The following is a 24,712-nucleotide window of genomic DNA, read 5'->3' on the forward strand; positions in this document are numbered from 1 at the left end:
TCGGGCGGGGCCTCGACGGGCCTATCCTCCCAGCGATGCCTTATCTGAAAGGTCTTGGTACCGTCATCGAGGACGTTGAGATCTACCTTCCTCCTCTTAACCACGGCTCTCCTCTTTTCGGGTTCCCCAGGACTATATACTATCTCAGAGGCCGGTCACCGTGTTTGTTATTGCCGGGCGGCCCACCCGAGCGCGGAGAGGCTACCGGAGAGCATGACCCAAACAGCATGATCCGAGCATGACCCAGACGACCCGGAAAGCGGACCCCGGACGACGGTCACTAAGGTCCCCGGCTTCACGGCTGCGGGCGCGGCTGCGGCGGCTCGTGGACCTGGCGCTGGCCTCGGACCCGGGCCTTCAGCGCCTGCGCACCGCGTCCCGGGTTACGCTCTCGACGGTGGCGGCGGCCCTCGTCTCCTACCTCCTGGTGGTAGTGCTCGCCGGCGGCTTCGCCCTCTCCCCGCTCTTCGGCGCGGTCGTGGCGCTCATGGCGACGAACGCCGTACGGGATGCCACGATTCGGGAGCGCAAGGTCACGACCCTGCTGCTGTTCTTCCCGGCCTCGGCCTCGGTGGCGGCGGCCGCCATCTTGTCCTCCGCGCTGTGGGCGCAGTGGCTGGCGCTGTCGGTCGTGGTCTTCTCCGCCTTCTACCTGCGGCGCTTCGGCCCGCGCTGGGTAGCGATAGGCTTCATGGCGGCGATACCGTTTTTCGTCTCGGCCATCATCTCTTCGCTCCTGGGCTTACCGGACGGCCAGCTACCCTGGATATTCGCCGCGATAGCGGTCGGCTTGGTCTGCGTGTACGGGGTCCGGTTCTACCTGCTCCCGGACAACCCCCGCAGCGTCCTCCGCCAGAGCCTCGCCGCCTTCGACGTACAGCTCGGGATCACCCTCGAAGCGATCACCCGGACGCTATCCGACCGCCGGCACGACGGAGACCGCGACAAACGGCTCCGGCGCGAGTCCGGCCGCCTGCGCGAGCGAGCCGCCGCCGCCGAGGGCCAGCTCCTGGCCGAGGAGTCGGAGGTATCCCGCGAGGAGTCCGACCAGCTGCGCCTCTACCTCTTCGACACGGAGATGTCCACGCACACGCTCTGGGAGATAGTGTGGAACGACGCGGTCTGGAGCGACGCCGGCTCCGGGGATAACGAGAACACCTTCCCGCAGGAGGTCCGGGACCCTCTGCTACGCGCCCTGTACGAGCTGTGCGCCACGCTACGGCTGGAGGGGACCGGATCCCGCGAGGCCCCGCAGGCGCTGCGGGATCTCGAATCCGCCAGGGCGGAGGCCGCCACACAGGACCGGGACGCCCACTGGTCCTTCCAGGTGCGCCGCGCGGACGCCGCAATCCGCCAGCTCTCCGAGGGAGCCGGAGAAGAGGAGGAGAGGGGCCCTGCCTCCGTAGAGGCCCCGGAGAGCGGCGAAGAGGATACAAAGGAAGAACCGGAAGGAGAGGAAGAGCAGGAAGACGGGCGAGATGGAGCCGGGGAGGAGCGGGAGCCTCGCCGGAGCGGCATAGCCGGCAGGCTGCGGCCGACCACGATCCAGGGTATCCAGGCAACCGTGGCCGTCGGCCTCGCACTCGCGGCCGGGGAGGTATTCTCCTCCAGCCGACCATACTGGGTCGTGATCGTCGCCTTCATCGTGTTCGTGGGCTCCGGGACGCTTGGCGACACCCTGAGCCGGGGCGTACAGCGTACGGTCGGCACGCTGGCCGGCGCGGTCGCCGGGTTCTTGCTGGCGGGCCTCGTCTCCGGGGATCGGTATCTGGAGGGGGCCCTGATCGTGGCCTGCATCTTTCTCGCCTTCTACCTTTTCTCCCTCTCGCAGACCTTGATGATGTTCTGGATCACGGTCCTGCTGGCGCTCGCCTTCGACATTATTGGCCGGCTGGGCGAGGGCGGAATCCTGGCCCTCAGGTTCTTCGACACGCTGCTCGGGAGCGCTATAGGGCTCGCGGTCGCCGCGCTGGTCTTTCCCACCAGACCCTCCGACGAGTTCAGGGGCCTCACCGCCGACTTTCTGGATTCCCTGCAGGACTACGTCGGGGATCAGATAAAACGTCTCTCGGGCGGCGAGCCGGACCGGCACCCGGTAGAGCAGGCCCGCGAGGTGGAGGGCAAGATCGGGGCTGTGACCCGCAACGCCGCCACGACCCGCCGGCAGGCCGGGGTTTTCGGGCGCTCCCGCACCGCGCTCAACCACTGGATGACCGGCCTGCTGGCCCTGGACTACTACGCCCGTCATCTGGCCGGCCCGATAGGCCGCAGCCAACGCCTGGACGGGGGAACCGACCAGAGCGCGCTGCTACGCGAGGCCGGGGATAGGATCTCGGCCAACATCGGCTCCCTGCGGCGGGCGATCTCCCAGGGCGAGGAGTGCGACATCCGGGACGTAGAGGGCCTCATGCAGCAGCTGGAGAACCGCCTCATGCAAGACCAGCGAGTAAAAGGACACCCGGATGACGGGCACACGGGGACGAGCCCGCTCGACGCGCTGCATTACCTGCGGCGTATCAACCGCACCCTCGGCGAGCTCTCCGCCGCACCCACAGTCGGAGGCGGCAGAAAGAAAAGCCGGGCGAGCTTCCCGGGTCCCACACGCTAACCGCCAGACCGGGAGAACCCCGCGGCGTAAGCGCCGACCCTGCCTACAGCTAACCGAGGGGGCCCGCGCCGCCCGCCAGCACCGGCCACCAGTAATAGATTATGTATCCGCCGGCGAGTAACAGGAGCAGGGCGGAGATCGGCTGCACGTAGGGCGTGACGCCCCGCAGCCGCGACACCACGCCGCCCTTGAACAGCGCCAGCGCCAGCGTGAGCGCGACGAGCACCGAGGTCATCCCCAGGCCGTAGCCCGCGAACTGCCCCGCGCTCGCGGCGAAGCCCCCGGCTGCGAGGCTGCTGCCCATCACAGCGAGGAATACCGGCAGCGTACAGCTCAGAGAGGCCAGACCGTAGGCGAGGCCGAACAGGAAGAAGCCCCGGACGTTCATGGACTTCGGGTCCCCCACCCGCTCCGCGAGACGCTCGAAGGCACCAGCATAGAGGCTCTTTCCGAGTAGCATCCAGACCCCCATGAGGATAAGCGCAGCCCCTATGACCACCCCGATCCAGGGCATCGCGCCCAGTATGACGCCACCCCCGGCGGACACGATCAGACCGGCGGCTCCGAAGAGCAGCACGAAACCCAGAGAGACCACGAGCCCTACCAGGACGGCCCGCAACGCCCGTCCGAGCACCGGACGCTTCTCGAATCCGGCGTCCTGACTCCCGAGGTACAGCGAGAGGTAGGCCGGGAGCATCGCGAACCCGCAAGGGTTGACGGCGGACACTATCCCCGCCCCGAATGCGAACCCGAGCGGCAATAATGCGCCCAGGCTCGTGAGCCACTGGGTCGCGAGCTCCTGGAGGGCGTTCACAGTAGTCTATCTAGCTCTCGTCTCATGGTCGCGGCGTCGGTGATGGTGACGTCCCGGTACACTTCCTCGCCGTTCTGGTCCAGGATCACGGTCGTCTCCAACGCGCTCGCCCCGAACTCCCGGGCAACGTCGCCGCCGTCCAAGACGGTCGGCAGCGGCTCGGTCACCCCGGCCCGCTGGTTGAACGTCTCTATTGACTGCTCTGTCTCGTTCGGGTCTATGGAGACCATTACCATCTCTAGCCCACGATCCTCGTAGGCCGGGAGGGTCTCGGACCAGGTCCGAGCCTCCTCCATACAACGCGGTCACCACCCGGCCATGAAAAAGAGCGCCGTTACGTCGTCTCCCGAACCGATGCTGACCCGCTCCCCGTCCAGCGTCGTGACGCCGTAGCCCTCCTGCTGGTTGTCTTGGCTCTCTTGACTATCTTGACTATCTTGACTATCTTGCCGGTCCGCTTGCTCCGGCTCCGAGCTGTTAGAAGGGGCGCTGCTCGTGGTGGGTTCCGACCGTGTAGAGCCCTCAGACGTACTCTTTTCGGCGGTCGGTTCCGGCTGGCTCTGCCCAGCTTCTGAAGCCTCTGGTGCCTCTGGTGCCTCTGGTGCCTCTGGAGTTTGGCCGGACTGTCCCCCTCCACAGGCGGCGAGCAGGAATATCATAGCCAGTAGCGCCGCGAATATCGGTAGCCTCTTCACGACCTCTTCATCATCTCCTCTCTACCGCTCTCGGCTGCTCTCCAACGTCCTATGATTCGTAGACTCGCGTATCGGGCCGGAACGCCGCCCAGGAGAACCAGAAGTGATCTATGCTCTGCACCTGTTCTAGGCTCTCTCCCCGCAGCTCCCCGGCGACGGCCTCCCCGAGCACGTTCCACTCGCTGCCGGTCTGCTCGTCCACGATGTCGCCGTTCTTGGATCGGAACGTCAGCGTGTCTCCATCCAGCTCCCTGTAGTAGACGGCCGCCGAGCCCACGTCGCGCCCGGCGTCTATCTCGCTCTTGTCCAGCGCGGAGGCGGTGCCTCTCTGCCACAATACGGTTACCGGCTCTTCGCCCACACTATCGTTTACGGCTCTGGCTTCCTTCAGGATCACGTACGGATAGGCGACGGGCTCCTCCGCGTCGACCGTGATCACCCGCGCCATCGGCGGTAGCTCTCCGGGGGTCCGTGGCCCGTCGTACATAAACGGCGATGAGTCCACGTCGTCGTACCCGGCGTAGGGATTCTCGCCGTAGTTTTTGTTGTATCCAGTCTCCCGCGAAAGCACCTTTCCCTCCGGATGCGAGGAGCGGAAATCCTCCCAGGAGACGATAGGGGCCGGGATGGTCTCAAGCTCCGTACCGGTAAGCTCTCCGGCTATGGCCTCTCCCGTGGCCTGCTGCCACCAGCTCTCGGTCTGGCGGTCGTACATGATGAGGTTGGAGAACCGCAGCCGCCCCGTCGTCCCGAAGTCCAGCTCACGCCCATCCAGCTCGCCCTCGAACGCGATCGCCGTGTTGCACAAGGGGCAGAACGTAACGGTTACGGGCCTGCCGCCAATGCGGTCGTTCACGATCTCATGCCACGTGATGACCTGCAAAGGATACGCCCGAGCCTCGCCCCCGGACTCGACCAGGATCACCGGCTCCTCCGGCGCGAGCCACTCTCCAGCCTCATCCACCCCGACAAACTCCGGCTCGTCTATCGCCGGTATGCCGTCCTTCGGCGGCCCGCCGGAGCTGATCTCCTCGTACGAAACGTCATGCTCGCTGAAATCAGTCTCGAACTCCCCCTCCGCCCCGGCCGGAGCTTCAACCGTAGAGCCGCCGTCGGAAGACCCCCCGGCCGCCTCCTCGTCTCCCGAAGATCCACAACCAAAGAGCAGCAAGACGAGCGGGAGAACGAACAACCAGCCGATCCTGAAACGCATACCCACATCCGTATTCTACAGTAGGGAGCTTATAGCGAGTTTGCTACCGTGGGGCATTGTGAGACTTCTGCTGACAATTTCGTTGGCCTTCAGCTCCGGTCTCAGAGCCTCCATTTCGCCAGACTGATGAGCTTATCTAATTGTTGGGCCAAGGCATATACATCTCCTCATACTCCTCAGAGTCGTCTTCTATGTCATCTTCAATGTTTAGCTGCCGCCTTAGAAGCTTAAGCTCTCGTCGACCAATATCCTCGGGATGTGCCTCAATCAGGCGCTTCAGAAATGCTTTGACGTCTGAGTCTTCAAGTATGAAGCTGATCTGACTATTATATATTGCGGCTTGCGCCAGATCGTTGGCTTGAGCAGAGGTGAATTCTGTGTATATTTCCAACCTTCGTATGAGAGTGTGAGTTTGGCCGAAGCTTGAACTCGCTGTAAAGTCTCGAACGAGAAGTTCTTTTTCGAGCTCTGCGGCGAGCTTGATATTCGGGAAGTGCTCCTTAAAGAATTCAGAGAGGCTCCTATAGGGTACAAGGTCCGAACCTTTTCTGGATGTCCATTCCTTTAACAAGAACTCGTTAAATGCTTGCCTATCAATCGGTGAGTAATAGTCACCGTCATCGCCGATAAAGTACAGCGTTTCGCCCTCGGGAACCTTATCTAATAACGTTTCCCAGTTTACTGCATCACCTAGCCTGTCAGTCTTCTTTCCGGGAGGATTTCGAATTTCATGTCGAAATCTTGCTCTGTCTAGTAGGCCTTTTTCGCTAGGAATATTTTGAGCTCTCTTCAACAAACGCTCTATTGTAATATCAGCTTTGAGAGTCTTATGTCTAGTGGCTTCTTCCAACTTTTGAACTAAAATACTGTGCTCTTTCTTGAAATCTTTCTCATACTGTCGAAGCCGCTCATATTCATCGAGGTTCTTGCACATTGCTGGGTACGATTTAGGTAACTCATGATTCCTAAGTAGAGAAAGACCTTCGTTTATTTTGGATTCCCGATTCCTTAGAAGCTCGTCTTGTACTTGCGCGGGCAACCAAAGAGTAACCTCATCATTGTCTAGGAGTACTTCGAGCTTTTCTAGCTCTTCTAGATCATCTTTATTCTAGCTCTTCTAGATCATCTTTAGTGAGATGGTAGAAGGACAAAAAGACGTTTGTATCTATAAAAACGTTCATTTATCTCTCCCCATATTAGCTTCGATTAGGAGTGTAGCGAGAAAAGGCCGCGACAGGAATATTCTCCTGCCACGGCCCAGCCCGGTCTCAGAACAGATACTCAGTAGTGGATGTTAGTAGTGGATGGCGTGGCCGTCCACGGCCATCGCGGACTCGCCGACGACCTCGGAGAGCGCGGGGTGGGGGTGTATGGCCATCCCGATCTCCTGCGGCGTGCCCTCGACGAGCTTGGCGAAGACTCCCTCGCTGATGAGGTCCGTCACGCTTGGGCCGATGGCGTGCATGCCTAGGATGAGGTCGGTGTCGGCGTCGGCCACGATCTTGAAGAAGCCGTTCGGCTCGCCCTCGATAAGCGCCTTGCCGATAGCCCGGAACGGGAACTTGGACTCCTTGACCTCGTAGCCCTGCTCCTCGGCCTGGTCCTTCGAGAGACCGAACGAGGCGACCTCTGGGCGGCAGAAGGTTACGCGCGGGACGAGGTCCTGATCCAGCTCCATCGGGTCCTCGCCGGCCATGTGCTCGACCGCCGTGATGCCCTCGTGTCCGGCGGCGTGGGCGAGCCAGTAGCCGCCGACCACGTCCCCGGCGGCGTACACGCCGGGCTCGTCGGTCTGGTAGTGGCCGTCCACCTGCACGATGCCGCGGTCGGTGGTCTGGACCTTCGTGTTCTCGAGGCCCAGGCCTTCGACGTTGGTCTTGCGGCCCACGGCGACCAGGATCTTCTCCGCCTCCAGGGACTGGCCCCCGTCTGCCTCCCCGACCGGCGCATCCTCGCCGCCGTAGGAGCCGCCCTCGCCGGAGCTCTCGCTCTGCTCGCCGGAGGCGGCGCTCTCGATCTTGAGCCTCACGCCACCGTCGGTCTTCTCCAGACTCTGCGGGTCGGCCTTGGTCTGGGTCATGACGTTTATGCCCCGGCCCTTGAAGGACTTCTGCAGCTGCTCGCTGATCTCGGGGTCCTCCAGCGGCACGATGCGATCCAGCACTTCGACCAGCGTGACCTCGGTGCCGAAGTCGTTGTACATGCTGGCGAACTCCGTGCCGACCGCTCCGGAGCCGAGGATGATAATGGACTCGGGAGGGGCGTCCTGCCCGGTCACGACGTCGTCGGAGGAGATCACCCGCTCGCCGCCGTCGAACTCAAGGCCGGGCAGGCTGCTCACGGAGCTCCCCACGGCTATTAGCACGTTCTCGGCCTCTAGCTCGGAGGTCTCGCCATTATCCGCCTTTACCTGAATCTTCTTCGGCTCCAGGAAGCTGGCGGTGCCGGTGTGGACCTTGACCTTGTTCTTCTTCATCAGGCCGCTCACGCCCTGGCGGAGCTGGTTCACGATCCCGTCGCGCCGCTCGGCGGTCTTGGAGTAGTCGAACTCGAAGCTGGCGCTGATGCCGAGGTCCTCGCCGTGGCGGATGTCATCGAGCTTCTCAGCCGTGTGGAGCAGGGCCTTCGTGGGGATGCAGCCCCAGTTCAGGCAGGTGCCGCCGAGGTTCTCCTCCCTTTCGACGAGTGCCACGCTCATGCCCAGCTGCCCCGCCCTTATGGCGGGTATGTACCCCGCGTTCCCGCTACCGATTATTACGAGATCGAACTTCTCAGCCACCCTGCGCTCCTTCCGCTCTCACAGTCCCAACGGCTCCTCGACGATTCCCCGGAGCCGCTCTCACAGTCCCAACTCTAGCTGTAATCCGTCGCCGTCGCCGGCTTTCGCGGGCCTCTCCGGCTGGCACGCCGGGCACACGAACGTGGCCCGGCCGCCGACCTGCTCCCGGACCACCTTGCCGCCGCAAGCCGGGCACGGCTCCTCTTCTCTGAGAAACACCTTCAAGTGATGCTGGTGCGCGCCCTCGCGCCCGAGCACGTCCCGGTACAGGCTGAACGTGGTGCCCCGGTACTCGATGCCGGCCGCGAGGTTCTCCCGTATCGCCCGGTGTAGGTTTTCCCACTCCTCTTCGGAGAGCGAAGAGGCTTTGCGGCGAGGGTGCAGGCGGGCGTCGTGCAGCGCCTCGTCCGCGTAGATGTTGCCCACGCCGGCGGCTATGCTCTGGTCCAGGATCAGGGGCTTTATCTGGGCCCTCCGGTCGCCCGCAACTCTCCGCAGGTATTCTACACTGAATTCGTCCCCTAGAGGCTCGGGGCCGAGTGTGGAGAGCCGCTCTCGCAAGGCCTCCCCAGTGTATAGCTGCGCCCGCGTGTACCCGGTCTCGTCGCGCAGGAACAGCCGCCGCTCGTCTTCGAGGTACAGGACGAGCATCACGGCGCTCGCGGGCTCCTCTACGGGAGGGACGAGGAGCAGCTGGCCGCCGATCTTGAGCTGCATTACGGCCCGCCTCCCGTCGTCCAGCTCCAGCACGAGATGCTTGCCCCGGCGATGAGCCTCCTCGATGGTCCTGCCCGAGAGGCCCTGCGCGAACTCTGCCGCAGTCTCCCCCTCGACCAGCCTCTCGTCCGGGACCTCCGCCCGCTCGATGCGGGAGCCGGTAACCAGCGCGCGCAGGTCTTCCTTTATGGTCTCAACCTCCGGGAGCTCGGGCACGGTGGTGGCTAGCCTCCGGCCTGCAGGGTGCCGGGGCGTGAGAGGGGCGCGGGCTCGCCGTAGACGGCGCGGTACAGGCCGTCGAGCATGACGGAGCGGGCGTCCAGGGAGCGCATGGTCCCCTCACGCACCCGGCGCCGGCCCCCCTCGTCGGCGGCGTAGGGGGCGATAGCCTCCATCATTATGCGGGCGTGCTCCACGTCCATCGTAACGTGGCTGTTGAAGATCTCGATGTCGGAGTCGGTGAGGTCGGTGGCGCGTTTGATGCCTTCGCCGAGGCGGGCGTAGATCGGGGGCACCGGCCACTCGCTCGCCGGGCCGAGCGCCCCGAGCCCGAGCCGGATGTCCGGGCTCGAGGAGAGCTCGCGGTGGGCGCTTACGTACAGCTGTATCTCCGGCAGCGTCTCCGGGGCCTCCCACTCCTCCTCGGCAAGACCGAGCGCGAGGAGAAAGCGCCGGTACAGCGCCGGGTGGGTCTCGTCCGGGTTCAGATGGCCGTACTCATCGAAGAGTATCTCCGCGAGCGCGAGCTGCAGCGGCTCGTCGTCGGCGCAGTTGGCTATAAGCGCCGCCAGGTACAGCCGGCTCACCCGCACGTGACGGTAGTACTGCACCGCGAAGGTCCTGACGCCCTCCTCCGTCACGTCTCCGTCGCCAAACCGCGTGAGAAACGGGTGCGTAAGCGCCGGGTGCCCGATCACGTCCCGCTTCAACCTTTCGAGAAACTCGCCAGACTCCATCTCGGTAACCTCCCGCCGACCTTTCGTCTCTTTCTTCATCTCTTCTGGCTCACTCTTAGCCCACTCGGCTATTTATATCCCTGATGTCCCTAGTCTAACGCCACCCGCCGCCCCGCACCCCGCGAGCGTTTCGCGAACCCCTGCGAAACCGCCCCGAAACCCCACTTTACCGGGGAATTTGTACGGATACGGGGTATAATTAGCACATGAGAAGATACGATGATACAGCGAAAAGAACAGGGGGCTCCCCCGGCGACGGCTGGTTGAGCGTCCCGCGCCGCCGGGAGGCGGAGAGGCTGGACCCACACGTGTACGAGCGCGGCGTTAACGGCCTCACGGTAGGGGAGGCCGCTCGCCGGGCGCTGCCCCGGATCATGGGGATACTGGAGCGCAGCGGCGAGCGGTACTCCGAGTTCGAGCGAGAGCTGGTGGGGCAGGAGGTGCGGGCGTGCCTGATCTCGCAGGTTAGCCGGGCGAACCTCTACCGCATAGCCGGTATCCTCGTCGCCGACCGCCGGGACGAGGGCGCAAACTCGGACCGCTCGCTCGCCCTGGCCTACGTCGGCGCCCTGCGGGAAGCCTTCCTGCGGGAGCTCTCCGTCGGGGAGCGGGTACGCACCCCCGACGGACCCGGCGAGGTGCGCTACGTCTCCTCGGACGGCCACAGCGCCGTAGTCGCCCTGGATGACCGATTCGGCCGCCCCGGCGAGGAGGTGTGGCTCCCGGCCGTCAGGGTCTCGCGACTCTACGACCTTAACGACGCGGCCGTGGCGGGTACAGAAGATGTGTCCGGGGCGGGCGCGACGGCCGGAGCCGGGCTCCCCCGGGCCTCCTGAGACCGTCAGAGCCCATCCGAGCCGGTATAGACGGTAGAGACGATACTTAGTGGAGAGCTGGAAGAAAGTGGCCTCGGCCCCGAACGAGACCGTGGCCGTAATGATGGAGGGGCTTTTGCGTGAGACCGGCATCCCGGTGCTCGTGCAACGAGCCAGAGGGTTCGACGCCCCCGAGTTCCTCGCCGCCGGCCCGCGGGAGATCATGGTCCCCGAGCCCGAGCACGCGGAGGCCCGCCAGATCCTGGAGGACACCACCGGCCTAGGCTCCTGGGGCACCTGAAGCCCCGGAGACCCTGAGCTCCGAACCGGCCATGCGGTTGTTATATTGCGCCCGTCATCCCGCGCATCGCGCCCGGAGAGCGGAGAGGAGCTGCATTTGATCCACGGCCACCACATCCCCGGCAACGGACGTTGAAGACGCGGGTGATCTGCAACCCATCCTCCGGCGGCGGAGACTACAGCCCGGACGAGGTGGGTGAGGCTCTGGAGGACTTCGACCTCGAATGGATAACCACCGAAAAACGCGGCGACGCCCGGGAGGCCGCACGTTCGTGGCGCGAGGGGCTGCTGCTGGTCGTCGGCGGCGACGGCACCGTGAACGAGGCGGTAAACGGGCTCGGGCTGGCGGGCTTTCCGCCCGGAGTGACGCTCGGCATCCTGCCGACCGGGACCGGCAACGACCTCGCCGCCACACTCGCCATACCCGAGGACCGGGAGCGGGCCGTCGAGACCCTGCGCGGCATGCGGGTCCGTACCCTCGACGCCGCCAGGATAGACTCCGCCGGCATCGGTGAGCGGTACTTCATCAACGTGGCCACCGGCGGCATCGGGGCCGAGATCTCGGGCGTCACCGACAAGGAGACCAAGAGCCGCTGGGGCAAGCTCGCCTACCTCCGGGCCTCCCTCGAAGCCGCCCGTGGCTTCGACACGCAGGAGTTCCCTATAACCCTCGACGGTGAGGAGCATCGCGTGAAGGCGGTAAACCTGGCCGTCGCCAACTGCCGGTACGCCGGCGGAGGCTGGCCCGCCGCCCCCGGGGCGAACCCCGAGGACGGTCTCCTGGATATCGTGGTCATAGAAGAGGCTGGGATATCCGGAGTGCTCGATCTCGCCCCCGCCGCGCTGGCACGCTCGGACTACCTGGACAAGGAGGGCGTTTTCCACGCCCGCGCAAAGGAGATACAGATCGGCTCCGAGCCCGGCAGCCTGCGGTTCACCGCCGACGGAGAGGTGATCGGGGACGAGCCCGCGAGCTTCTCTGCCCTCCCGGGATCGCTTGAAGTGATCGTGGGCGCAGGGTATGAGCCGGAGCCCGGATAGAGCGTAAGAAACGCTCTGGTTCGGCACCCCTATCTTAGGAAGCCACGTACCCACGAAGCGGTGTTTCGCCTACTTTGCCGAAGATGCAGAAACAAGACTAGACTCTTTGAAAAGGATCTGTAAGATACTGCCATCCAGCAAGCAAGAATAGAAAGCACGATGCAGTGAGCGCCGTGACCGCCGTACAGCCCATCGTTTCCCGGGTGGACCACGTTATGGTCCGGACCAAAGATCCTCGCCCGTTGTTCGACCTCCTGACCGGCCCCCTGAGGCTCCCGGCTATCCAGCCCCCGACGACCCACCTCGGGATGTTTACGAGTGCCATCGTCGGTTTCGGGGACACCACGGTTGAGCTGATCCGCTTCGGCGAACCACCCGAGACTCCCGAGGAAGAGGCCCCGGCCCGGTTGTGGGGTATCGCCTTCGAGCCGGCGCACTCGCTAGAAGAGAGCCGCCGGGAACTCGATAGAAGGGACCTCCCAAGGCTTTCTCCACAGGTGTTCGAGATGCCGGACATGGCTGGCGGGAGTAGCAGAATGTGGACGAACCTCTCCGTGGGCTTGTTGGAGCACACCCGGCGGGCGAGAGCCGCGTTCTTTATCGGGAGACTGTTCGGTGGTCTACAGCAGAGGCAGATGAACCGTATGGTCCAGAAAGCGAGTCGAGGCGAAGAGATACGCCCGATACACGAAGAGCGTATGGACTCAATGAACGACCTAGTAGGTCATGGGCTCGTCTTCCTCACAGAGTATGACCCTGGATTTTACGATCCGACGCGGGGAAGAGTAGAAGGGCACAGGGCACTGCAAGAGGCGTGTGGCGGCTCTTTGGGCGTCCAGGGAATCCAGGAAGTCATCGTAGGTACGAGAGACATAGAGGTAGCCCGCAGTCAGTGGAGGAGATTCTTCGAGCCGGCGCCGGAGGTCGAGACCGGGCTCTGGCAGCCGGAAGGTGGACCGGCTCTAAGGCTAGATCCAAGTGGTGAGAGCAGACTAAGAACTCTGGTACTCAGGGTTTCTTCTTTGGTGCAGGCCCAGGGGCTGCTCCGAAGTGAGAGGATGCTCGATGAAGATGCTCACGGCCAGACGAGGATCGCACCTACCACGATAGGCGGCCTCGACATCAGGCTAACAGATCGGAACCAATCAAGAGGGCCTACTAAAAAGGAATAGAGTTTCTCTACCGTGCTAGCATCCTGGTTATGGATAGACCGGAAAACACGCAGAGGGCGGTAAAGGTGCTCTTTTTCGGCGCGGCGGCGGACCGGGCCGGCGTGCGGGAGGCCGAGTTGGATCCGCCGGAGTCCGGCAGCCTTGAGTCGCTCTGGGAATCGCTCGCCGGGCGCTACCCGAACCTCTCCCCCATGCGGGAGACGCTGGCCTTTGCGGTGAACGGCGAGTATGCAACGAAGGAGGCCGCCGTCTCCCCCGGCGACGAGGTCGCGGTGCTGCCGCCGGTCTCCGGGGGCTAGATGGCGCGCCTTACCGCCGACCCGATACCCGTCGGCGAGGTTATCTCCGGCGTCACGCGCTCGGACTGCGGCGCGATCTCCACGTTTATCGGGACGACGCGGGTTGACGAGGCGGGCGGCCCGGACGGAGCCCGCGTCGAGTACCTGGAGTACGAGGCGTATCACGCGATGGCCCGGCGCAAGCTGGAGGAGATCGAGGCCGAGCTCCACACAAGCTGGGAGCTCGGGGCGGTCGAGATCATACACCGCACCGGTCGGGTGGACCCGGCGGAGCCGAGCGTGGTCATCGCCGTCTCCTCCCCGCGCCGGGGCCCGGCCTTCGAGGCCAGCCGCCACGCCATCGAGCGCATAAAAGAGATCGTACCCATCTGGAAACGCGAGGTGTGGTCCGACGGATACGTATGGGTCGGGAGTCAGGTCGGTACCCGGCCCTCGTAGGTCTCGGGTACCGATCGTGGTCTGTGCCGGGTAGCCGGATGTACGGAGACCGTAGCGGATGTGCCGCAACGGGCCACGACCTCGTCCGGCGGGCCAGCTACGATAACCACCCCGGAGAGATGAAACCCCGGCTTTACCCGCCATACCCGTCGGAGTGAGCGTGGAGGCCGGGGCTTTGTAACTCTGTAAGCGTACTCCCCAGGAGCCAGCCGCCCGGATGTATACTCAGGCCCCGTGGGTAAGTCTAGAGATAACGCAGGGAACGCAGGGGCTAACGAGACCGGGGGCGTGGACTTCGGCATCCGGGTCGGCGTGGTCGTGGAGCGTGACGGGGGTATCCTGGTGGCCGGTCACGAAAAGCCGGGCGAGGGCCGTTACTGGGTGCTCCCGGGCGGCAGGCTGGAGCCCGGGGAGACGGTGCCCGAGTGCGCCGAGCGCGAGCTTGCCGAGGAGACCGGGCTGGCCGGGAAGTTCTCCGGGGTGCTCTACGTCAGCGAGTTCCTGCGCGAGAGCCGCCACACGGTAGACATCACCGCCAGGCTGGAGGCTGAGACGGACACCGGGGCCGCGCTCGGTAGCGATCCGGAGGTGATCGAGGGCGAGGCCCCGACACTCGTGCAGCTCGCCTGGGTCACGCCCGCGGAGCTCGGGGAGCTGGACCTGCGTCCGGCCTGGATCCGGGACCGCCTCGCCGGGGACGCGTCTCGCGGATGGCCCGATGGCCCCGTGTATCTGGAGGGTAACCGTGACTGAGGTGATCTCTCAGAACCCCGAGCTCCTCATAATCTCCGTCGTGCTACAGAACGTCCTTTTCTTCATCGTTACCGTGGGCGTGTTCTGGGCGGGCACCTTCGTGCTGCGTGCCCTGCGCGGCAAGGGCGTCTCCGGCTACGGCCTCGGGCCCCTGGGTTTTCGCAGGCCCCGGGGCGGATATCTGGCCGCCGTATTCGTCGGCGTCCTGATCGGGTTCGGGGCGCTGCTGCTCAGCACCGTCCTGAACGCGGCTAGCTCGCTCGTCCTCGACCGGCTCGGCCTCCCGGCGGACAATAGCGCCCAGGCTCCGCTGATGGACGGCATAACGAGCTGGGTGCGCGAGAGCCCGGGCCTGGCGATACCGCTCGCCGTGTTCGCCGTCGTGCTCCTGGGACCGGCCGTGGAGGAGCTGGTGTTCCGGGGAGCCATATTCGGGGGGCTGTACCGGCTGTTCAGGCTCGTCACCGAGCGCGGAATGAGAAGCCAGCTGGCCCACGATGAGCAACCGCGGAGCTCGCCGTGGGCCGGCAGGTTCGCGCTGGTGTCGGCCGCGGTCCTCTCCTCGGTCCTCTTTGCCTCGCTGCACTTCTCACCGGTGCTGGTGGTCGCGCTCTTCGTGCTGGCCCTCGCCCTCTGCGAGACGTACCGGCGCTCCGGCAGCTTGCTCGCGCCGTTCGTGGCCCACGCCACCTTCAACTCCTTCGCCGTGATAGCCCTGATCCTGACTGGCCTGGACCTGATCCCGACGCAGGTGTAGCGAGGCGTAGAGAGAGCCGGAGAGGCCCGCAGCGCCAGCCGTTAGGTTTTTCTGGCTTCCACCTCGTAGCCGAGCCCGAGCTCGTCGCCGGGCCGGCCGCGAATGCCCCAGTCGTGCCTGGGGGTCTCCGTAACCGTTATCTCCAGATCCTCCGGCTCCAGCCCAAGCTCCTCGCCGACTCTCTCGAAGAGCAGCCTGAATAGCCGCTTCTTCGCCTCGGCCGAGCGGCCTTCGAACATGCCGATCTCGACAATGGTGTAGCGCGGCGACCTGTCCGCAGGGTAGTAGAAGTCCTGCGCGTCCAGCGGAAAGAATCTGTGGAAACGCTTCTCGGGCGGGTAGGAGAGCGCCTCGACGACGCAGGAGTGGATCACGTCCGAAAGCTTGGGCTTGATCGGATCCAGGTATTCCCGGAGCCCATAGATCTTGATCTGGGCCACCTACGCCCCTCCCGCTCAAGGTTTTCGGGCATTAAAAAACGGCTTCCCTGGCGCGCCCGTCAAGCCCGCGCCAGGGAGCCGTACCCTTCGAGTAAAGCGGGTATCTTCAAATGGGCACATCCGCCTGCAACTTAGGGGAGGCGGAGAGAAGTAACCCAGAATCCCGCCAGGGATTTCGGTGAGACTCTAGGTCAGAGCCACCTCTCCCAGAAGATACCCGCTGCTCATACTCGGTGCGTCGATACTGGATCACCTCCTCTCTGTGCCTTCAACTTTTCGGAGTGTACTACCCTTCCAATCCTCCGGCAAGAGAATTCGCACAATTCGTTTGCCGCGATCTACTTGCCGTCAACCTACCGCCGGTCCGCCTTAGTCGGTATCCATGAGATGCCGGCGCAGCAGGTCGAAGGCGAGGTTCGCGCTGCGCTCCCGGATCGCCTCCCGCGAGCGCGACCAGGCCGAGAGGTCTACCTTGTGCGCCTCGCTGCCGCCAGCGTCCGCTAGCCCGAACCACACGGTCCCGACCGGCTTATCCTCGGTGCCGCCACCGGGGCCGGCGATACCCGTTACGGAGAGCGCGTGATCCGCGCCGGACCGCTCCCGCGCGCCCTCGGCCATCGCCCGCGCCGTCGCCTCGGATACCGCTCCGTGCTCCCGCAGCGTCTCCTCCGGCACTCCGAGCAGGCGGCGCTTTGCGTCGTCGGAGTAGGTTACGAGGCCCTCGGTGAAGTACGCGGAGGAGCCGGCGGCGTCGGTGATGCGCTTTGCTATGAGGCCGCCGGTGCAGCTCTCGGCGAGGGCCAGCGTCTCGCCGCGCTCGGCCAGCGTCTTTCCGACCGCGCTTTCGAGCGTCTCGTCGTCCTCGCCGAAGTAGTACTTGCCCAGCCGGGAGAGGATATCGTCGGCGACGGGATCTATCTTCCCGTGAGCCTCCTTCTCGTCCTCGCCGCGGGCGGTGATGCGCAGGCGGACCTTGCCCTGCCCGGCGAGCGGGGCGACGGTCGGGTCGGGGGCGTCCAGGAGATCCTGCACCTCCTCCGCGAGCGCGGACTCCCCGATGCCGGTAAACCACAGCGTGCGCGACACTATCGAGCCCTCGGTGCGCGACCGGACCAGCGGCTCCAGGGTGTCCTCGAACATGCCGCGCATCTCCACCGGGACGCCGGGGAAGGTGGCGAAGAGCGCGCCATTCACCTCCAGCATCGCCCCCATCGCGGTGCCGCGCGGGTTGGGTATGAGCTCCGTGCCTTCCGGGAACAGTACCTGCTTGTAGTTCGACGGGGTCGGCTCGCGGCCGAAGCTGGCGAACATCTCGTCCACGTGGCGGCGAGCCTCAGGGTACTCGACCATCTTCTGCTCCGCCACCCCGGCCAGACAGTCGTTGGTGAGGTCGTCGGAGGTCGGGCCGAGGCCGCCGGTGGTCAGCACGAGGTCGGAGCGGGCTGACGCCTCCCGCATCGCCTCGGAGATTCTTTCGGGGTTGTCCCCGACGGTGGTGTGCCGGTACACGCCGACCCCGAGCGCGGCGAGCCGCTGACCGAGCCAGGCGCTGTTTGTATCCACGAGCTCGCCGAGCAGCATCTCCGTGCCGATGGCGATGACCTCGGCGGTCCTTATCATCTGTCTCCGATCAGGGTTGGCGAAGGCTTGCAATACCGGGTTATTCTACAATCCCCCGCATGGGTTCCCACACCGAAAACCACACCGAAAAAGCACTACCGGCACTACTCCAGAGGGCGGACGGGCTCGCCCGCGCCCGGCTCTCGGACAGACGTTACACCCACACGCTCGGCGTCGCCGACACCGCCGAACGGCTCGCGAAGCTCCACGGTCTCCCGCCGCAGAAGACGCGACTGGCCGCGCTCCTGCACGACGTCTCGCGCGAGTCCGGCCCGGACGAGCTGCTACAGAGCGCCGGACGGTACGGGATCAAGCCAGACGAGTTCGCAAGGGAGAGCCCGATAATGCTGCACGGTCCGGTAGCCGCCGAGGAGGCCCGCCGCGAGCTTGGGATACAGGACCCGGAGGTTCTCGGAGCGATCAGGATACACACCACCGGCGCGCCGGAGATAGGCTCCGTGGCCCTAGCCGTATACGTCGCCGACAAGATAGAGCCCGGCCGCGACTACCCGAGCGTCGAGAAGCTGCGGGAGCTGGCGGCGCGGGATCTCTACGAGGCGGCCACTTCTATACTGCGCGCCACAGAGTCCCACAACGAGGATCAGGGCCGTCCCACCCACCCCGACAGCCGCCGCATGCTCGCGTGGCTGGAGGCTAGAGAGGCGGGGTAAGGCTCTCCCGGTAAAGGGCGGCCGACAGGACGCCGTCTACCTGATCCTGTAGAACAGGATGCACCAGATACGCCAGATACCCGGCGACCGCGACCGCGATCACCGCGACCACGAGCTCTGCCACCCCGCCGGACCTGATCCCGCCCGGCCAGAGCCGCGCCGTGCCACCCACGGGCCACAACAGCGGCACGCCGGGGGTGTTGAGCGAATCCGCGGCGAGATGCGAGGCGTACCCTGCAACCAGCGCCACGAAGAGCCCGTATCCCGGCCCCGGCACCGCCCGCCACAAAAGCCACGCCAGCGCCGCGAACGCCGCGAGGCCCAGCAGAGAGTGGGTCAGCGTCCGGTGGCCGACCGTCTTGAAAAGCCCGAAGGAGACGGCCCGCAGGGCCCAACTCAGGGGCCTGGTCAGCGCATTCAGGAGAGGGCTCCGCATCGGGCTCAGGCCGTTGCCGAGCTTGCTGCGCGGGTTGTCGAGGTCCGGGACGAGCGCCGCGACCCCGGCGACCGGATAAGCGTAAAGGGCAGGCTCCACCCCGAGGACCAGCGAGGCCCCGGCGAGGGCCCCGGCCCCGAAAACAGCGTGCGTCACCGCGTTCACGGGCGGGGAGTCTAGCAGGCGTCCGGCGCGGAGGCTGCTACCCGAAGACCCGCTCCAGCCCGCGCCCCGATCCTCTCCCAGTGGGTCCCGTACCACAGCAGCCTCCCGCATCCCCGGCACCGCAAGAACTCCTCCTGCCGCTCGGCGACCTTTGGCGGTACGCACCGACCGGCCTCCTCTCGGGAGAGCTCCTCCAGCTCACCGTTACACCTCATGCACCGCGGCTCGTGGCGGGTCAGGTCGAACCGTTTGGCGACGATCCGGAGTTGCTCCTCGACCGGAGCTTGCGGCACCAGCAGGAAGCCTACCTCGCCGTCCCGCACGGGCTCGCGCTCCAGGAAACCGCCGTCGCCCGTGAGCAGCACCCGCCCCTCTTCTATCGCCAGCCGCAGGATCTCACGGTCGTCGGCGCCGGTGTCCTCGGAGGCGTAGAGGGCGTCGTGACCGGCGGCCCGCAGCCACTTCGCCAGCCCGCCGAGCATCGCGTCGCAGAGGAACCTCACCCGCTCCCGGAGATCCCGGAGGAGCCGAACCCCTCTTCGCCGCGTCCGTCGGCGCTCTCTTCCAGGCTCTCGACCGCGAAGAACGAAGCGTCGGCGGCCCGCACGAGCAGGAGTTGCGCGATCCTCATGCCCGGCTCAACCTCGAAGGTCTCGTGGCGGTCGTGGTTTATGAGCGGGACCCGGATCTCACCCCGGTAGCCCGAGTCTATGAGGCCCGGCGCATTTACCAGCGAGATCCCGTGCCTCACCGCCAGCCCGCTGCGCGGCAGTACGAGCCCCGCATATCCGTCCGGGATCGCAACCGCGACCCCGGTCCCGACCGGCGCCCGCTCACCCGGCGCGAGCGTCGCACTCTCTACACCGACGAGATCGTAGCCCGCATCCCCTTCATGGGCCTTCGTGGGGGCAACCGCCCTCCCGGAGAGGCGTCGGAATGAGACTTTCAAGGCGTGTTGGTAAGGCGCATCCAACTCATGGGCACCGTATGTTAGCACGCGCCCCGGGGAGCGGGATCTGTATCACAAGGCCGCCTTGAAGACTCCCCCTGTCTGGAGTATAAAGTTATCAACGGCACAAAATGTCCGAAAGGATGGCCATGGCTGTCGGAGATAAAAGCCGCTACTACGCCGAGGAAGTAGAGCTGGAAGCTGACGCGGACCTCCGGGGTCAGTTACAGAGGACTCTCGACCTGGGTGAGCGCAAGGATTGGCATCTGATGGGGGTATCCAGCCTCCCCAATGATAACGTGATCCTCTTCTGGGATACCACCCGTCCGAACTACGCCAGGAGCCAGTACGAAAGCTAAAGTGTCGCCCGTAACGGCCACCGAGGTTGGCTCTGGGGTTTGCGGTAGAGGCTTATAAGCCGGGATGCTCCCGGGCCCGAATTCTCCCCATGTTACCTCCTCATGTTCCCCTGCGAGGACACGCGGAGCACGTCATAGAGTCGTTGCAACCACCTTTCACAAGTCCGGCGATTGGACGCGGGTAGGGTTTCAGAGCCTCGCATCTACTCGCATCTACTAGTGAGCTCATACGCCGGGTCAACCTTGTAACTTTAAATCCGGCTGCCATGGGCGGGCCGAGCCTGCGCCGCTAGCCGGGTCCGGGGCTATGGCGAGGAGGCTTCGGTGCGCCGGGAGCGAGCTCCCGGCTGCGCAGCGGCCGCACAGGGTAGGCACTTCTTCTGGACCCGGCTCTCCCGCTTGGTGACAGCCTGGTGACAACGTCTGGCGGGACACCGGAGGCCAGACATCCCGCGGGCCGGTTCACCGGGCAAATGCTATCCTCTGTAGCATGGCAGAGAAGATTTCTAGATACCTGGTCACCTCGGCGTTGCCCTACGCGAACGGCCCGTTGCACGTGGGTCAGATCGCGGGCGCATACCTCCCCGCGGACATCTTCGTGCGCTACCTCCGCGCCCGGGGCGAGGACGTCATATACATCTGCGGCACCGACGAGCACGGCGTCCCCATAACCCTGACCGCCGAGCGCGAGGGCACCACGCCCCGGGAGGTCGTGGACCACTGGTGGACCCACATGAAGGGTACCTTCGCCCGGTTCGGGATCAGCTTCGACAACTTCTCGCGCACCTCGACCGAGCTGCACGCGGAGAACACGCAGATGATCTACCGCAGGCTCAAGGAGGGCGGCTACATCTCCGAGGATGCGAGCCTGCAGATGTACAGCCCGACCGAGGGCCGCTTCCTGCCCGACCGCTACGTCGAGGGGACCTGCCCCTACTGCGGCTACCGTGAGGCCCGGGGGGATCAGTGCGACAACTGCGGCCGCTGGTATGAGGCGTACCAGCTAATAGAACCCTACTCGAAGACCACCGGCGGCCCGGCAGAGCCCCGCGAGACGACCCACCTGTACCTTGACCTGCCGGACTTCTCAGAGCGTCTGAAGGAGTGGATAGGGAGCCAGCAGCACTGGCGCGGCACGGTCAAGAACTTCATCCTTGGCATGATCGAGAGCGGTCTGGAGCAGCGTCCTATTACCCGCGACATAAGCTGGGGCGTGCCGGTCCCCGAGCCGGGTTTCGAGGACAAGCGTTTCTACGTGTGGTTCGACGCCCCGATAGGCTACATCTCCTCGACGATGGAGTGGGCCGAGAGGATAGGCGAGCCCGACCGCTGGCGCGAGTACTGGCAGGACCCGGACACGCGCATGATCCACTTTATCGCCAAGGACAACACCGTCTTCCACACGGTAGTCTGGCCCGCGATGCTCATGGGCGCGGCAGAGGGCGGCGGAGAGCCCTGGGTACTCCCCTACGACGTGCCCGCGAACGAGTTCATGAACCTCGAAGTCGTGGTGGACGGCGAGCCACGCGCCATGCAGATGTCCACCAGCCGTAACCTCGCGGTGTGGCTGCACGAGGCGCTGGACCGCTTCCCGGCCGATGCCCTGCGTTTCTATCTCGCCTCCACCCTGCCAGAGACGGCGGACGTAAACTTCTCGTGGCGGGACTTCCAGACCAGGGTCAACTCCGACCTCATCGGGAACCTCGCCAACTACGTAAACCGCGTGCTGTCGTTTACCGAGAAGTACGCGGACGGCGTGCTGGAGCGCCCGGACGAGCTCCACCCCGAGGCGCTACAGGCGTTCGCGGACTTCCGGGAGATAGAGCGCCGCTACGACGCCAGGATGCGCGACGAGCGCCCGCGCGAGGCGCTCTCCGAGCTTCTGGCCCTCGGACGCCGCGCGAACCAGTTCTTCGACTCCGAGGCCCCCTGGAATATGCGCAAGGAGGACATGGGGCGCACCAGGGCCACGCTCTACGCCTGCGCGGTCATGTTGCAGTCCATAGCCTTCCACGCCGCGCCGTACGTCCCGGAGGCGGTGGAGTCCCTGGGCGGATTCTTCGACGGCCCGGCGGTCCCGATGCCGGACGAGCAGGGCGGGCTGCCGGAGAGGTTCGGGGTCTCCGGCGCAAGGCCGCTCTTCCGGCGCATCGAGGACGATGAGGTAAACGCGGCGGAGAGCCGGCTGACGAACGCCGCGACCGGCGGCGAAGGGGCGTAAAACCGCAGGACAGAGACGCAGAACAGAGAACTCGCATAGCAGGAGGTCCCCGATGTCAGAGATAGAGCTTGTAACAGAGGTCCCCGGCCCGAAGAGCCGGGAGATGATCGAGCGCCACGAGAGCCACGTGGCCCGGGCGCTGTCTCTAGGGTTTCCCGCCGCGATCGAGCGGGCCGAAGGGGCTCTACTAACCGACGTGGACGGCAACACCTTTATAGACCTGGCCGGCGGCGTCGGCACGATGAACGTCGGGCACTCGGACCCGGAGGTGCTTGCCGCCGCCAGAGAGCAGCTCGAACGTCTGGTCCACACCGACTACACGGTCGCTCCGTACTCCATCTACAGTGAGCTTGCGGAGCGTCTTACGGGCCTCGTGCCGGGCGCGGAGAAGGCCGCGTTCTTCAACTCCGGCGCGGAGGCGGTCGAGAACGCGGTAAAGATAGCCCGGGCGTACACGGGGCGGCGGGCCATGATCTCCTTCGAGGGCGGCTTCCACGGGCGCACCTCGATGGCGCTCTCCCTGACGAGCAAGACCACCCCGTACAAGACGGGATTCCTGCCGCTCGCCCCGGAGGTGTACCGGCTGCCCTACGCCTACCCCTACCGGCCGCCGGTCGAACCTTTTGAGGGGCAGACCTTCGGCGAGGCGTGCGCCGGGATGCTGGACGGGGTGTTCGAGAAGCACGTCCCGGCCACGGAGGTGGCGGCGGTGATCGTGGAGCCCGTGCTCGGGGAAGGCGGCTTCGTGGTGCCGCCGGACGATTATCTACCGGCGCTCAAGCGTAAGTGCGAGGAGCACGGCATCCTGCTCATCGCCGACGAGGTACAGAGCGGCTTTGGCCGGACGGGCAGGATGTTCGCCTGCGAACACTCGGGGGTTGTGCCGGATCTCGTAACGCTCGCGAAGTCCATGGCGGCAGGGATGCCGCTGTCGGCGGTCGTTGGCCGGGCCGAGGTAATGGACGCGCCGGTCGAGGGCTCGCTCGGCGGGACCTACCCCGGCAACCCGGTGGCGATAGCGAGCGCCCTGGCGGTTCTGGACAAGTTCGAGCAGGAGGACCTGCTCGGGCGGTCGCGGGAGATCGGGGAGAAGATCCGGGAGCGTCTCTCCGCTCTGGCCGAGCGGGTGGACATGATCGGGGACGTGCGCGGTCTCGGGGCGATGAGCGCCGTGGAGTTCGTCCGCGACCGCGAAACGAAGGAGCCAGCAAAGGAGGAGGTCAAGGAGATCCTGGACCTGGCCGCCGGTCGCGGCGTTCTCATAACCCCGGCCGGCGTGAAGGGCAACTGCCTCCGCTTCCTGAGCCCGCTGGTAATAACCGACTCCCAGCTAGACGAGGCGCTAGACGTCCTCGAAGGCTGCATAGAAGAGGTTGCCCGGGGCTCCCATCCGGCCCATACCGGCAGACAGCCCACGGTCGCGGGGTCTACGTAGGGCTCCGTGTTCTCGAAAAGAGCTATAAGAGAGCTATCTGACGGGCAGGCTCAGGATGCGGCGTCCCATGAAGCTCTCCAGGAGCTCCACGGCGAGCTCGGCGGTACCGTTCTTCACGTCCAGCATCGGATTCACCTCGACTATGTCCAGAGAGGTGATCAGGGCCGAAGCGTGTAGCTGCTCGGCGAGCAGGTGCGCCTCCCGGTAGGTTAGCCCGCCCCGCACGGGGGTGCCGACACCGGGGGCCACGTCCGGGTCCATCACGTCCAGGTCGAAGGAGAGGTGGACGCGGTCCAGATGAGAAAGCTCGCCGGCGGCCCGGCGTACGGTGTCGTGGATGCCGTGGGCGTCTATGTCAGACATGGTGAAGACCTTGACCCCGGCTTCCAGCAGCGCCTCCCGCTCTACCGGGTCCACCGAGCGCAACCCGATTATCACGATGTCTTCGGGCCGTAGGGCGGGCTCGGGGCCGCCGACGGCGGTAAGGTCGGGGTGGCCCCTGCCGGTCAGGGTCGCGAGCGGCATGCCGTGAACGTTGCCCGAGGGAGAGGTCTCCGGGGTGTTGAAGTCCGCGTGGGCGTCCACCCAGATCGCCCCCGTCCTCCCCGCCGCGCCAGAAGCGGCACCGGAGGCGACGCCGGAGATCGTGCCGATGGAGATCGAGTGATCCCCCCCTAGAAAGACCGGGAACCCGCCCCCCGCGACGACTTCGGACGTCTCCTCGGCGGTTCGTTGGCAGGTGGACCGGATCACGTCCAGGTGCGGCAGCCCGCCGCCACGCTCGACTACCTCCGGGATGGGCACCTGCACGTTGCCCCGGTCGTTCACCTCGTAGCCCAGCTCCTCCAGGCAGGCCGTGGCGCGGGCGTAGCGCAGGGCGCTCGGCCCCATGTCCACCCCGCGCCGGTCCTGCCCGAGGTCCATCGGCACCCCTATGACCTCTACCTTCGGCTTGCCAGGACGCCCCGCTCCCACGATCAGCACCTCCGAATGCCGTTGCTCCTCCGGTGAGGCAGTAAGAGTAGCCTCTACCGGACCGGGCGTCTGCGCGGTGCGTCC

Annotated in this window: 26 protein-coding genes and 1 pseudogene; 13 read left to right on the top strand and 14 right to left on the bottom strand. The window is 65.4% G+C overall.

Features of this window, described 5'->3' with window-relative positions; genetic code table 11:
- The first annotated feature begins 238 nt into the window (after window positions 1–238).
- Window positions 239–2,608: an FUSC family protein gene (locus ABD53_RS02715; RefSeq protein ID WP_152670541.1), complete on the top strand. Its 2,370-nt coding sequence runs from the start codon at window positions 239–241 to the stop codon at window positions 2,606–2,608.
- A gap of 49 nt (window positions 2,609–2,657) precedes the next feature.
- On the opposite strand, the gene ABD53_RS02720 is transcribed toward ABD53_RS02715, so the two are convergent.
- The 8 genes and pseudogenes from ABD53_RS02720 to ABD53_RS02755 all read right to left on the bottom strand — a co-directional run bounded on the left by ABD53_RS02720 (window position 2,658) and on the right by ABD53_RS02755 (window position 9,821).
- A complete protein-coding gene (locus tag ABD53_RS02720) occupies window positions 2,658–3,422 on the bottom strand; it encodes a cytochrome c biogenesis CcdA family protein (protein WP_053057599.1) in 765 nt (254 codons plus the stop codon).
- Entirely contained in the window at window positions 3,419–3,718 is a 300-nt protein-coding gene (locus ABD53_RS02725; RefSeq protein ID WP_047864229.1) for a TlpA family protein disulfide reductase, read from the bottom strand. Before ABD53_RS02725 ends, ABD53_RS02720 begins: the two co-directional genes overlap by 4 nt.
- A 9-nt stretch (window positions 3,719–3,727) precedes the next feature.
- On the bottom strand, window positions 3,728–4,117 hold the full coding sequence (locus ABD53_RS02730) for a hypothetical protein (RefSeq protein WP_047864230.1): 390 nt from the start codon (window positions 4,115–4,117) through the stop codon (window positions 3,728–3,730).
- 49 nt (window positions 4,118–4,166) lie between these two features.
- The gene (locus ABD53_RS02735) at window positions 4,167–5,330 is read right to left on the bottom strand and encodes a DUF3179 domain-containing protein (RefSeq protein WP_047864231.1); all 1,164 of its coding nucleotides are present in this window, start codon (window positions 5,328–5,330) and stop codon (window positions 4,167–4,169) included.
- 136 nt (window positions 5,331–5,466) lie between these two features.
- Window positions 5,467–6,411 (bottom strand): annotated as a pseudogene (locus tag ABD53_RS16755) (PIN domain-containing protein); the annotation flags it as partial.
- A gap of 213 nt (window positions 6,412–6,624) precedes the next feature.
- Window positions 6,625–8,109, bottom strand: a complete 1,485-nt coding sequence (locus ABD53_RS02745; RefSeq protein ID WP_047864233.1) for a dihydrolipoyl dehydrogenase — start codon at window positions 8,107–8,109, stop codon at window positions 6,625–6,627.
- A 60-nt stretch (window positions 8,110–8,169) separates the two neighbouring features.
- Window positions 8,170–9,042, bottom strand: a complete 873-nt coding sequence (gene mutM / locus ABD53_RS02750) for a bifunctional DNA-formamidopyrimidine glycosylase/DNA-(apurinic or apyrimidinic site) lyase (RefSeq protein WP_047864234.1) — start codon at window positions 9,040–9,042, stop codon at window positions 8,170–8,172.
- Window positions 9,043–9,050: 8 nt separating this feature from the next.
- A complete protein-coding gene (locus ABD53_RS02755) occupies window positions 9,051–9,821 on the bottom strand; it encodes a TenA family transcriptional regulator (RefSeq protein ID WP_047864235.1) in 771 nt (256 codons plus the stop codon).
- 167 nt (window positions 9,822–9,988) lie between these two features.
- Between ABD53_RS02755 and ABD53_RS02760 the strand changes: the two genes are divergently transcribed.
- The 8 genes from ABD53_RS02760 (at window position 9,989) to ABD53_RS02795 (ending at window position 15,357) form a co-directional block, all read left to right on the top strand.
- The gene (locus ABD53_RS02760; RefSeq protein ID WP_152670543.1) at window positions 9,989–10,618 is read left to right on the top strand and encodes a hypothetical protein; all 630 of its coding nucleotides are present in this window, start codon (window positions 9,989–9,991) and stop codon (window positions 10,616–10,618) included.
- A gap of 49 nt (window positions 10,619–10,667) precedes the next feature.
- Complete coding sequence (locus ABD53_RS02765; RefSeq protein WP_047864237.1) at window positions 10,668–10,898, top strand: putative signal transducing protein; 231 nt, start codon at window positions 10,668–10,670, stop codon at window positions 10,896–10,898.
- A gap of 143 nt (window positions 10,899–11,041) precedes the next feature.
- Window positions 11,042–11,938, top strand: coding sequence for a diacylglycerol/lipid kinase family protein (locus ABD53_RS02770; RefSeq protein ID WP_160309606.1), 897 nt, complete (start codon window positions 11,042–11,044; stop codon window positions 11,936–11,938).
- Window positions 11,939–12,180: 242 nt separating this feature from the next.
- Window positions 12,181–13,110 carry a hypothetical protein gene (locus ABD53_RS02775; RefSeq protein ID WP_047864239.1) on the top strand — a complete coding sequence of 310 codons (930 nt, stop codon included), beginning with the start codon at window positions 12,181–12,183 and terminating at the stop codon, window positions 13,108–13,110.
- Window positions 13,111–13,139: 29 nt separating this feature from the next.
- The gene (gene moaD / locus ABD53_RS02780) at window positions 13,140–13,409 is read left to right on the top strand and encodes a molybdopterin converting factor subunit 1 (protein WP_047864240.1); all 270 of its coding nucleotides are present in this window, start codon (window positions 13,140–13,142) and stop codon (window positions 13,407–13,409) included.
- Entirely contained in the window at window positions 13,410–13,847 is a 438-nt protein-coding gene (locus ABD53_RS02785) for a molybdenum cofactor biosynthesis protein MoaE (RefSeq protein ID WP_047864241.1), read from the top strand. It begins immediately after the preceding gene.
- Window positions 13,848–14,081: 234 nt separating this feature from the next.
- A complete protein-coding gene (locus tag ABD53_RS15600; protein ID WP_053057600.1) occupies window positions 14,082–14,600 on the top strand; it encodes an NUDIX domain-containing protein in 519 nt (172 codons plus the stop codon).
- Window positions 14,593–15,357, top strand: coding sequence for a CPBP family intramembrane glutamic endopeptidase (locus tag ABD53_RS02795; protein WP_047864242.1), 765 nt, complete (start codon window positions 14,593–14,595; stop codon window positions 15,355–15,357). Before ABD53_RS15600 ends, ABD53_RS02795 begins: the two co-directional genes overlap by 8 nt.
- Window positions 15,358–15,398: 41 nt before the next feature.
- Here ABD53_RS02795 and ABD53_RS02800 read toward each other — a convergent pair whose 3' ends face one another.
- Together ABD53_RS02800 and ABD53_RS02805 are read right to left on the bottom strand one after the other, a co-directional pair.
- On the bottom strand, window positions 15,399–15,797 hold the full coding sequence (locus tag ABD53_RS02800) for a tautomerase family protein (protein ID WP_047864243.1): 399 nt from the start codon (window positions 15,795–15,797) through the stop codon (window positions 15,399–15,401).
- A 369-nt stretch (window positions 15,798–16,166) separates the two neighbouring features.
- Window positions 16,167–17,417, bottom strand: coding sequence for a competence/damage-inducible protein A (locus tag ABD53_RS02805; RefSeq protein WP_047864244.1), 1,251 nt, complete (start codon window positions 17,415–17,417; stop codon window positions 16,167–16,169).
- Between the two features lie 59 nt (window positions 17,418–17,476).
- Here ABD53_RS02805 and yqeK point away from each other — a divergent pair, with 59 nt between their 5' ends.
- Window positions 17,477–18,088, top strand: a complete 612-nt coding sequence (gene yqeK, locus ABD53_RS02810; RefSeq protein WP_047864245.1) for a bis(5'-nucleosyl)-tetraphosphatase (symmetrical) YqeK — start codon at window positions 17,477–17,479, stop codon at window positions 18,086–18,088.
- Here yqeK and ABD53_RS02815 read toward each other — a convergent pair.
- From ABD53_RS02815 to dut, 3 genes are read right to left on the bottom strand one after another with little or no spacing between them, the layout of a single operon-like run.
- Window positions 18,072–18,785: a metal-dependent hydrolase gene (locus tag ABD53_RS02815; RefSeq protein WP_200900255.1), complete on the bottom strand. Its 714-nt coding sequence runs from the start codon at window positions 18,783–18,785 to the stop codon at window positions 18,072–18,074. The two genes, yqeK and ABD53_RS02815, sit on opposite strands and share 17 nt — an antisense overlap.
- Complete coding sequence (locus ABD53_RS02820; RefSeq protein WP_047864246.1) at window positions 18,701–19,192, bottom strand: DUF5615 family PIN-like protein; 492 nt, start codon at window positions 19,190–19,192, stop codon at window positions 18,701–18,703. The genes ABD53_RS02815 and ABD53_RS02820 overlap by 85 nt, the downstream gene beginning before the upstream one ends.
- On the bottom strand, window positions 19,189–19,638 hold the full coding sequence (gene dut, locus ABD53_RS02825) for a dUTP diphosphatase (protein WP_047864247.1): 450 nt from the start codon (window positions 19,636–19,638) through the stop codon (window positions 19,189–19,191). Before dut ends, ABD53_RS02820 begins: the two co-directional genes overlap by 4 nt.
- Window positions 19,639–19,787: 149 nt before the next feature.
- Here dut and ABD53_RS02830 point away from each other — a divergent pair, with 149 nt between their 5' ends.
- The 3 genes from ABD53_RS02830 (at window position 19,788) to gabT (ending at window position 23,653) form a co-directional block, all read left to right on the top strand.
- Entirely contained in the window at window positions 19,788–19,997 is a 210-nt protein-coding gene (locus ABD53_RS02830) for a hypothetical protein (RefSeq protein WP_152670544.1), read from the top strand.
- A 490-nt stretch (window positions 19,998–20,487) separates the two neighbouring features.
- Window positions 20,488–22,218, top strand: a complete 1,731-nt coding sequence (gene metG, locus ABD53_RS02835; RefSeq protein WP_084709222.1) for a methionine--tRNA ligase — start codon at window positions 20,488–20,490, stop codon at window positions 22,216–22,218.
- Window positions 22,219–22,270: 52 nt separating this feature from the next.
- Complete coding sequence (gene gabT / locus ABD53_RS02840; protein ID WP_047864249.1) at window positions 22,271–23,653, top strand: 4-aminobutyrate--2-oxoglutarate transaminase; 1,383 nt, start codon at window positions 22,271–22,273, stop codon at window positions 23,651–23,653.
- Between the two features lie 33 nt (window positions 23,654–23,686).
- Here gabT and rocF read toward each other — a convergent pair whose 3' ends face one another.
- The gene (gene rocF, locus ABD53_RS02845; protein ID WP_235401268.1) at window positions 23,687–24,637 is read right to left on the bottom strand and encodes an arginase; all 951 of its coding nucleotides are present in this window, start codon (window positions 24,635–24,637) and stop codon (window positions 23,687–23,689) included.
- Window positions 24,638–24,712 lie beyond the last annotated feature (75 nt).

The sequence above is a fragment of the Rubrobacter aplysinae genome (assembly GCF_001029505.1).
Taxonomy (GTDB): Bacteria; Actinomycetota; Rubrobacteria; order Rubrobacterales; family Rubrobacteraceae; genus Rubrobacter_A; species Rubrobacter_A aplysinae.